Genomic DNA, 7,671 nt, shown 5'->3' with positions numbered 1-7,671 from the left:
CTTCGTGGTGAACACGGCTTGTCGGGTGGGGCCGGGCTCGCTATCGTTCGGGCCATGACTGAGACGGCAGGCAATTTGACGGCGCCCCTGGTGGGTGTGGTGATGGGCAGCACCTCCGACTGGACGACCATGGAGCGGGCGGTGGATGTGCTGGACGAACTCGGGGTCCCGTTCGAGGCCCGGGTGGTGTCGGCCCATCGCACGCCGGACCTCCTGTTCGAGTACGCCGAGCAGGCGCGCGAGCGGGGCCTGCAGGCGATCATCGCCGGGGCTGGCGGGGCGGCGCACCTGCCGGGGATGCTGGCATCCAAGACGCCGGTGCCGGTGCTCGGGGTGCCGGTCGCCTCGCGCCACCTGAAGGGGCAGGACTCGCTGCTGTCCATCGTGCAGATGCCGAAGGGGATCCCGGTCGCGACCTTCGCGATCGGCGAGGCGGGCGCGGCCAATGCCGCGCTGTTCGCCGCCGCGATGCTGGCCAATAGCGATTCCGACCTGCGCGAGCGCCTGGATGCCTTTCGCCAGGCGCAGTGCGAGGCTGTGCTGGTACAGACCCTGCCGCCGGACCCGTCATGATCCAGCCCCCCGCGACCCTCGGGCTGCTCGGTGGTGGGCAGCTCGGCCGCTATTTCGTGGAGGCCGCGCAGGGCATGGGCTATGCCGTGTGGGTGCTGGACCCGGACCCGGCCAGCCCGGCCGGGCGGGTGGCGGCGCGGCACCTGTGCCAGGCCTTCGACGACCCTGATGCCCTGCAGGCCCTGGCCGCGGCCTGCGAGGTCATTACCACCGAGTTCGAGAACATACCGCGTCCCGCAGTGGAGTGGCTGGATGCCCACGCCTGTCTGCGCCCGGGGCCGCGTGCCCTGACCATCGCCCAGGACCGTCTGGAGGAGAAGGGGTTTCTCGGGGAAATCGGCGTGGCCGTAGCCCCGTGGCAGGCCGTGCCGGAGGGCGCGACCCCCGACGTCCAAACCGGTGCCGAAGGGCCTTCCTTCCCCGCGATCCTGAAGACCGCGCGTCTGGGCTATGACGGCAAGGGTCAGGTGCGGCTGGCCAAGGCCGGCGACCTGCCGGCGGCGCACGCCGAACTGGGGCAGGTGGATTGCGTCTTGGAGTCCCGGGTCGAGCTCGAGCGCGAGCTCTCGGTGCTGGTGGCACGCACGGCGGACGGCGCCCACGAGGCCTTTCCGGTCGCGGAGAACGCCCATCGCGACGGCATCCTCCACCTGACGCGGGTCCCGGGCGGTGCCGCGGCCGCGGTGCGCGAACGGGCCACGGCCATCGCAGGGCATATCGCCGAGCGGCTCGCCTACCAGGGGGTGCTGGCGGTCGAGTTCTTCCTGACCGTCGATGGCAAGCTGCTGGTCAACGAGATCGCGCCGCGCCCGCACAACTCCGGGCACTACACCCAGGACGCCTGCACCGTCAGCCAGTTCGAACAGCAGGTGCGCGCGGTCTGCGGGCTGGGGCTGGCCCCGGCATTGCTGACCATGCCGGTGGCGATGGTAAACCTTCTGGGTGACCTGTGGCCCGCGACCGGCGCGCCCGACTGGCGGAACGTGCTGGCGGCCGGACGGGCCCGGCTGCACCTGTACGGCAAGGCCGAGGCCCGCACGGGGCGCAAGATGGGGCATGTCAACGTGCTCGGTCTGCCGGGCGAGGACGACGCCGGTGCCGCGGCCTCCGCCGCCGAGGCCCTTTGGCAGGGCCTTGCGGACAACGTGGAGGAGGGGATGGCATGAGCGAGGCCTTCCCCAACGCCCAGGCGCGGCATTCGCGCCAGGTGGAGCTCAAGCGTGACCTGGAGTTCGAGGACACCCTGGCGGGCGAGCACCTGCGTTTTCGCACCACCTGGGGGTTGTTCTCCCCGCGGCGGATCGACGACGGCACGCGCATGCTGCTCGAGCGCACCGAGGTGAACCCGACCGACGCCTGTCTGGATCTGGGCTGTGGCTACGGCCCGATCGGCCTGACGCTGGCACGCAAGGCGCCGAAGGGGCACTGTACGCTGGTGGATACGAACTTCCTGGCGGTGGAATACAGCCGGCGCAACGCCGAGCTCAATCGGATCACCAACGTGGACTGTCTGACCAGCAACGGTTTCGCCCAGATCCGCGATCGCCGCTTCGACCTGGTCACCTCGAACCTGCCGGCGAAGGTCGGGCGCGAGATGCTCTACACCTACCTGCTGGACGCCCACGAGCAGATGAACCCGGGTGGACGGATCCATGTCGTAACCATTACCGGACTGCGGCGGTTCATCGAGAAGGGGTTCAAGGAAGTGTTCGGCAATTACGACAAGGTCAAGCAGGGCCGCGAGTATACCGTCGCGGCCGCCGTGCGCGAGCCCGACTGAGCATGGTCGAGGGGGCGGGCGAGCTTCCGGTCGCACTGCGTGTTCTGTCCGCCGTGCTGCTGGGGATTGGCATGGTGGCAATGCTCCGGCGCATGCCCTGGGAGACCTTCTTCGTCCCCGGGCGCGCGCGGCTGATCGTGATCGCCACGCTGTGCCTGCTGCTGATCTGGAGCCTGCGGGCGCAGACCCTGGACGGGCTGGCCCTCCACTTCCTCGGCATGACCACTGTGACCCTGATGTTCGGCTGGCAGCTGGCGATCCTGATGGTCTTCCTGGTGGTGGCACTCCTGGGCCTGTTCGGCGTCCTCCCGCTGGCCGCCTTCCCGCTGACCGTGCTGCTGGCAGGCATCCTGCCGGTTGCGGTGACCTGGGGGCTTCTGCGGTTGTCCGAGGCGCGCCTGCCGGCCCACATGTTCATCTATCTCTATGCGGTCGGTTTCCTCGGCGGTGCCCTGTCGGTGGTGGCCACCGTGCTGGCTTCGGCGGCGATCTACGGGTGGTTCACCGAGCTGGTCTGGGGCGACATCTACCGCGACTACCTGCGCTACCTGGCTCTGTTGATGCTTCCCGAGGCGGTGGTCAACGGCATCGTGATCACCGGGCTGGTGATGGTACGTCCCGAGTGGCTGGCCACCTGGTCGGACGAGCGCTACATCCACGGGCGCTAGAAAGGCTCAGACTCGCATTTCACGACCCCCTGAATGGCTCCATGGCGCGCGCTGTGGCTATTTCCCTGTTTGGTTCTAGTTAATGCACCATTCAGGAAGGCCCTGCTAACGTTGCTTTAAGACAGGGCGAGGATCCTGTCCAGGATCGTGAACGAGGAGACCACAACAATGAAAACCAAGCTGTTCGTGCTGGCTGGCATGGCCGGTAGCATCCTGATGATGTCCGCCGCCGCCCCGGCTGCCGACATCCAGGCCGGTCAGTCCAAGTACCAGAGCGTCTGTGCCAGCTGCCACGGTGCCGAGGGTCAGGGGCAGGCCATCTTCCCGGCGCTGGCCGGCAACGATGCGGACTACCTGAGCGCCCAGTTGGAACGCTATCGCGCGGGCGAGGAAGTGGGTGACAACACCGCTCTGATGCGGCCGCAGGCCCAGGGCCTGAGCGACGAGGACATCGCCAACCTCTCCAGCTACATTGCGACCGAGTTCGACTGATCCGGGTGCTTTGCCGAAGAGCGGCGAACGCCTTCAACGGGCCGGGGCAACCCCCGGCCCGTTTGCGTTGGAGGGCCGGCCGGGCCTGGCGGCTTTTGCCTGGCATGGCGGCATCCGGTAAAGTTTCGCGGTTTACAGGGAGGCGAGCTTGTCTCCCCGGCGCATGATCGATGACCGGTCCTGCTTCACCTGACTTCCCTGCGAGGCTTCCCATGGCACAACCCGATTTCATTGCCCCGTCCATCCTGTCCGCCGACTTCGCCCGCCTGGGCGAGGAAGTCGACCACGTCCTGGCGGCCGGTGCCGACACGGTGCACTTCGACGTGATGGACAACCACTACGTGCCGAACCTGACCATCGGCCCGCTGGTCTGCGATGCCCTGCGCAAGCACGGCGTGACCGCGCCGATCGACGTGCACCTGATGGTCAAGCCGGTGGACCGCATCATCCCGGACTTTGCCCAGGCCGGGGCCAGCTACATCACGTTCCATCCGGAGGCCTCCGATCACATCGACCGCACCCTGCAGCTGATCCATTCCGAGGGCTGCAAGGCCGGGCTGGTGTTCAACCCGGCAACCCCGCTGTCCTATCTCGAATACGTGATGGACAAGGTCGACATGATCCTGCTGATGTCGGTGAACCCGGGCTTTGGTGGCCAGAAGTTCATCCCGAACACCCTCGACAAGCTAAGCGCGGCGCGCAAGCTGATCGACGAGTCCGGGCGTGACATCCGTCTCGAGATCGACGGCGGCGTGAAGGCTGACAACATCCGCGAGATCAAGGCGGCCGGTGCCGATACCTTCGTCGCCGGGTCCGCGATCTTCGGTGCCGGTAGCGACGCCGACCCGAACCGCTACGACAGCATCATCCAGCAGATGCGCGACGAACTGGCCAAGGCCTGAATCGACGGCCACGGAGACCGGGATGTCCCTGAACCGCCCCCGTATGATCCTGATCGACCTGGACGGCACGCTGATCGACAGCGTGCCGGACCTGGCCTACAGCGTGGATGCGATGATGCGCGAGCTGGGCCTGCCCGAGCGCGGCGAACCGGCCGTGCGCAACTGGGTCGGAAATGGCGTGGAACGGCTGGTCCAGCGGGCGCTGGTCAATGACCTCGAGGGCGAGCCGGACGACGAGCAGGTCGCGCGTGCGCTGCCGGTGTTCATGCGCATCTACCAGGAGAACACCGCCGGGCGCTCGCCGCTTTATCCGGGCGTTCGCGAGGGGCTGGACCAGCTCAAGGCCGCGGGCTATCGCCTGGGCTGCGTGACCAACAAGGCCGAGCGTTTCACCGTGCCGCTGCTGCGCGAGAAGGGCATCCTCGACGACTTCGAGATCGTCGTCGCCGGCGATGCGCTGCCACAGAAGAAGCCGGATCCGGCGCCGCTGCTGCACGCGGCGGAGAAACTGGGCGTGGACCCGTCGGAGTCTCTGATGGTCGGGGACTCCAAGAGCGACGTGAAGGCCGCGCGCGCCGCCGGTTTCCAGATTGTCTGCATGACCTACGGCTACAACCACGGCAAGAATATCCGCGACGAGAACCCCGATGCGGTGCTCGACCGGCTGGACGAGCTGCCGGACCTGCTGCCCGCCCGGGCGGCGTGATCCGTGATGTCGGCAACGGACCGGACAACGGGGCGATGGCGAGACGGCGAATGAGCCGCCACGCCACTCGTCCCCCTTGTCAGGAACCGTTGTGATGACCCCCGAACAGTTCGATCAGCTCGCCCGCGAGGGCTTTAACCGCATCCCGCTGGTGCGCGAGGTCCTTGCGGATCTCGAGACGCCCCTGTCCATCTTCCTCAAGTTGGCCAACCGGCCGTATTCCTACCTGTTCGAGTCGGTGCAGGGCGGGGAGCGCTGGGGCCGCTACTCGTTTATCGGCCTGCCGGCGCGGACCCGGCTGCGCGTGCACGGCCACGAGATCACCGTGGAGACCGACGGCGAGGTGGTCGAGCAGACCACCGAGTCCGACCCGTTGGCCTGGATCGAGGCCTATCAGGCCCGCTTCAAGGCTGCCGAGCTGCCGGGCTTGCCACGTTTTACCGGGGGACTCGTCGGCTACTTTGGCTTCGAGACGGTGCGCCTGATCGAGCCGCGCCTGGAAGGCCCGGAGAAGCCGGATGCCCTGGGGCTCCCGGATATCCTGCTGATGGTCTCGGAGGAGGTGGTGGTCTACGACAACCTCTCCGGCCGCCTGTACCTGGTGGTGCACGCCGATGCGGCGCAGGCCGACGGCCAGATCGCGGCGGCCGCCCGTCTGGACGAGCTGGAGACCCGTCTGGGCGAGCCGCTGGTGCCGCCGGAGGATCCGCCCCATCCCCATGCCGTGCCCGAGTACGTGCCGGGCTGGTCGGCCGAGGGGTTCCAGGCCGCGGTCGCGCGGGCGCAGGAATACATCATGGACGGGGACGTGATGCAGGTGGTGCTGGCGCAGCGCATGAGCGTGCCCTTCTCCGCGCCGCCGCTGAACCTCTACCGTGCCCTGCGGGCGCTGAATCCGTCGCCCTATATGTACTACCTCGACCTCGACGATCACCACGTGGTCGGGGCCTCGCCGGAGATCCTGGTGCGCCTGGAGGATGACCGCGTGACCGTGCGCCCGATCGCCGGCACGCGTCCGCGCGGGCGCACCGAGGAGGAGGATCGCGCGCTGGAGGCCGAGCTTTTGGCCGATCCGAAGGAGCGCGCCGAGCACCTGATGCTGATCGACCTCGGTCGTAACGATGTCGGCCGGGTCTGCGAGATCGGCTCGGTGGAGGTGACCGATACCATGAGCATCGAGCGCTATTCGCACGTGATGCATATCGTGTCCAACGTGGAGGGGCGGCTGGCTCCAGACCACTCGCCGATGGACGTGCTGCGCGCGACCTTCCCCGCCGGGACTGTCTCCGGCGCGCCGAAGATCCGCGCGCTGGAGATCATCGACGAGCTCGAGCCGGTCAAGCGCGGACCGTATTCCGGCGCGGTGGGCTATCTGTCCTGGTCCGGCAACATGGATACCGCGATCGCGATCCGCACGGCGGTCCTGCACGACGGCGAGTTGCACATCCAGGCCGGGGCCGGCGTGGTGCACGACTCGGTGCCGGAAAGCGAGTGGCAGGAAACCCTGAACAAGGGACGAGCGGTGGTGCGCGCGGCCGAGACGGCCCTCGGCGGCCTGGGACCACGCCGCCACCGCAACTGAGGGACGGACCATGCGCGGCGGCATTCGCATCCTCTTTCTGGCGCTGGTGCTCGCCCTGCTGCCCGGACTGGCCGCGGCACAGATCGTGATGCTGGTGCCCGGCGGCTGGGATCGGGGCGACGGCTTTCGCCAGGCGGGGGTCACCGCGGCCCTGAACGCCGCCGGCTACGCCGATGGTGGCCGGGCCCGCGCCCGGCCGGAGGCCCCGTGGTTTGAACGGGCGCCGGATCCGGCGTCGCGCCAGTTCTACACCGTGGATCTTCCGGCGGGCGTGGCACCGCCGGAACGGGCGCGCGCGCTGGGTCAGGTGGTGGATGGCCTGGCCCGGCGCCACCCCGGTCGCGAACTGGTCCTGGTCGGGCACTCCAGTGGCGGGGTCGTGGCGCGCGAGCTGCTGGTGCGCGAGCCACACCCGGCCGTCTCCACCCTGGTAACCTTTTCGGCACCGCATGCCGGGACGGGCTGGAACGCCCTGGCGCGATCGGTGACCGACGCGCTGGCCGACTCGGCGCTGGGGCTGTACGCCCCGTTCGCCGGACTCGAGGGCCTGCACCGGCACGAGGGCCTGTGGGGGCCGGAGGGCGGATCGCCCGAGGCGGCCCACATGGAGTGGCTGAACACCCGGGAACACCCGCCCCTCCGCTATGTGTCGGTGGTGCGCCTGGCCGACCCCTGGGTGGATGCTGCCAGCCAGGACATGAACCGCCTGCCGGCCCTGCGCGGACGGGCGCATACCCTGCCCAGCCCGGGCGGGCACCGCCTGGAGGCCGCGGACGGCACCTTGCTGGCGGCGCTGTTGCTGCCCCGATGAACGTGGCCGGTTTTGCCAGCGTGATTGCGGTTGCGGCGCAAACACCCGGTAGCCGGGGTATGCTTTGACTCTGCCTGAGCACGCATGCGCCCGGCTCAATTCCTCAGTTCCGTTTCTTTCGGCCTCCAGGGACGCTCGCCATGATCCTGATGCTCGA

Annotated in this window: 9 protein-coding genes; all 9 read left to right on the top strand. The window is 68.5% G+C overall.

Going from position 1 to position 7,671, the window contains the following annotated elements; translation table 11 throughout:
* The first annotated feature begins 102 nt into the window (after positions 1-102).
* The 9 genes from purE to ACESLR_RS11005 all read left to right on the top strand — a co-directional run bounded on the left by purE (position 103) and on the right by ACESLR_RS11005 (position 7,514).
* Complete coding sequence (purE, locus tag ACESLR_RS11045) at positions 103-573, top strand: 5-(carboxyamino)imidazole ribonucleotide mutase (RefSeq protein WP_373026034.1); 471 nt, start codon at positions 103-105, stop codon at positions 571-573.
* On the top strand, positions 570-1,739 hold the full coding sequence (locus tag ACESLR_RS11040; protein WP_373026018.1) for a 5-(carboxyamino)imidazole ribonucleotide synthase: 1,170 nt from the start codon (positions 570-572) through the stop codon (positions 1,737-1,739). The genes purE and ACESLR_RS11040 overlap by 4 nt, the downstream gene beginning before the upstream one ends.
* The gene (locus tag ACESLR_RS11035) at positions 1,736-2,353 is read left to right on the top strand and encodes a class I SAM-dependent methyltransferase (protein WP_373026020.1); all 618 of its coding nucleotides are present in this window, start codon (positions 1,736-1,738) and stop codon (positions 2,351-2,353) included. The genes ACESLR_RS11040 and ACESLR_RS11035 overlap by 4 nt, the downstream gene beginning before the upstream one ends.
* Before the next feature lie 2 nt (positions 2,354-2,355).
* On the top strand, positions 2,356-3,021 hold the full coding sequence (locus ACESLR_RS11030) for an energy-coupling factor ABC transporter permease (protein ID WP_373026022.1): 666 nt from the start codon (positions 2,356-2,358) through the stop codon (positions 3,019-3,021).
* Positions 3,022-3,189: 168 nt separating this feature from the next.
* Positions 3,190-3,513: a c-type cytochrome gene (locus ACESLR_RS11025; RefSeq protein WP_373026024.1), complete on the top strand. Its 324-nt coding sequence runs from the start codon at positions 3,190-3,192 to the stop codon at positions 3,511-3,513.
* Between the two features lie 212 nt (positions 3,514-3,725).
* The gene (gene rpe / locus ACESLR_RS11020) at positions 3,726-4,415 is read left to right on the top strand and encodes a ribulose-phosphate 3-epimerase (protein ID WP_373067383.1); all 690 of its coding nucleotides are present in this window, start codon (positions 3,726-3,728) and stop codon (positions 4,413-4,415) included.
* Between the two features lie 22 nt (positions 4,416-4,437).
* Entirely contained in the window at positions 4,438-5,121 is a 684-nt protein-coding gene (locus ACESLR_RS11015; RefSeq protein ID WP_373067378.1) for a phosphoglycolate phosphatase, read from the top strand.
* 94 nt (positions 5,122-5,215) lie between these two features.
* Complete coding sequence (gene trpE, locus ACESLR_RS11010; RefSeq protein ID WP_373026030.1) at positions 5,216-6,703, top strand: anthranilate synthase component I; 1,488 nt, start codon at positions 5,216-5,218, stop codon at positions 6,701-6,703.
* A gap of 10 nt (positions 6,704-6,713) precedes the next feature.
* The gene (locus tag ACESLR_RS11005) at positions 6,714-7,514 is read left to right on the top strand and encodes an esterase/lipase family protein (protein ID WP_373026032.1); all 801 of its coding nucleotides are present in this window, start codon (positions 6,714-6,716) and stop codon (positions 7,512-7,514) included.
* Positions 7,515-7,671: the final 157 nt, after the last annotated feature.

Source organism: Thioalkalivibrio sp. (assembly GCF_041685615.1).
Taxonomy (GTDB): Bacteria; Pseudomonadota; Gammaproteobacteria; order Ectothiorhodospirales; family Ectothiorhodospiraceae; genus Thioalkalivibrio.
Note: the sequence above shows the minus strand (reverse complement) of the source record. Positions and strands in the feature narration are given on the sequence as shown.